This is a genomic window from Vibrio sp. YT-15, from assembly GCF_033337445.1.
GTDB classification, from domain to species: domain Bacteria; phylum Pseudomonadota; class Gammaproteobacteria; order Enterobacterales; family Vibrionaceae; genus Vibrio; species Vibrio alginolyticus.
Window position 1 is genome coordinate 1 of record NZ_JAWOQR010000086.1, and the last position, 1,343, is coordinate 1,343.

The following is a 1,343-nucleotide window of genomic DNA, read 5'->3' on the forward strand; positions in this document are numbered from 1 at the left end:
AAAAGCCACCCTCGCGGTGGCTTTTTCTTTCTTTGATATGGCTACGATGAATTAATATCACGGCTAAGAGAAAAATTTCGCTAGAAAGAGGTTCACGTTATCAAAACCACAACGGAACTGAACAATTTCGTTTTGGAGCATGTAAAGTAAATCTCATAAAAACGTTAGAGCATGTGTTCTCAAAATCTAAGACTCTAATAACCAATAAGAACATAACAAGGATTGTTTATGCTGCTGGAATTGGCTCTGTTGTTTGCTGCAGGCGTGGTAGGTGGAATCATGAATTCGATAGCAGGAGGCGGAAGTTTTATCACCTTCCCCGCCCTGATGGCGGTTGGCGTGCCGCCTATCATGGCTAACGCCACCAACACTTACGCCGCGTGCGCGGGATACATAAGCGGTGCCGTGGGTTTTCGTGAAGAAATTTTGAAGAACAAGCAAGAACTGCTATTCACCGTCTCGTTCAGCTTAGTTGGTGGCGCAGTTGGCGCGTATCTTCTTCTCAACACGCCAGAATCACTGTTTTTGGAAGCCATTCCTTGGCTACTTTTGTTTGCTACGCTTTTGTTTCTTACAGGTTCGCGGTTAACAATGATCATCAAATCCATCACCAGAGAACATAAACACGCTGGCGTTTTAGGCTTAATCGCATTGAGTTTATTGTTGGTGGGTGTTTCTGCATACGGCGGATTTTTTAATGCCGGATTAGGCGTGATTGTTCTGAGTTACCTCGTTGTGGCGGGCCATCAAGACATCAACTTGATGAATGGGCTTAAACTTCTGGTTTCAACGTGTGTGTCTCTCATCGCAATCGTCATTTTTGTTGCGAACGGCTCTATCGATTGGAGTAAAGGCAGCGTGGTAATGGTCGGGACATTAGTTGGCGGCTATCTCGCCGCGCGTGTGTCTCGCCAGCTTAATCCGAACCACGTTAAAGGCTTTGTCGCTCTCTCTTCGATTATCATCACCATTTACTTTTTTATTGACGTTTACGCCTAACCCAAACAGAAAAAGCGCCATCAACTTAATGGCGCTTTTGCGGCTCTCAATAAAGGTTTCTAAAAAGAAGTTTATTAAATAACGTGAAAAAGTGAGTTTAGAAAACCGTTTTAAGGTGGACTACCACTTACTTAATCAACCCAACTTCTTTGTAGTATTTAAGTGCACCGGGATGAAGTGGCGCAGACAAACCATCTTTCACCATTTCTTCTTTCTTCAAATTCGCAAACGCAGGATGAAGACGACGGAAATCATCGAAGTTTTCAAACACGGCCTTCACGACGTTATACACCACCTCTTCAGGTACGGCAGTAGATGAAACAAACGTCGCACCAACACCGAAT

General features: G+C 44.2%; 2 protein-coding genes. One reads left to right on the plus strand and one right to left on the minus strand.

All coding sequences use genetic code 11. The features are described 5' to 3' along the window. The first annotated feature begins 228 nt into the window (after positions 1–228). The gene (locus R7D93_RS25425) at positions 229–999 is read left to right on the plus strand and encodes a sulfite exporter TauE/SafE family protein (RefSeq protein WP_318129570.1); all 771 of its coding nucleotides are present in this window, start codon (positions 229–231) and stop codon (positions 997–999) included. A 127-nt stretch (positions 1,000–1,126) separates the two neighbouring features. Here R7D93_RS25425 and R7D93_RS25430 read toward each other — a convergent pair. Next, the coding region (locus tag R7D93_RS25430; protein ID WP_318129571.1) for a TAXI family TRAP transporter solute-binding subunit at positions 1,127–1,343 on the minus strand (217 nt) is incomplete at its 5' end.

Coding starts and splice junctions, on each gene's coding strand:
- R7D93_RS25425 (WP_318129570.1), top strand. CDS start 229: ATGCTGCTGGAATTGGCTCTGTTGTTTGCTGCAGGCGTGGTAGGTGGA.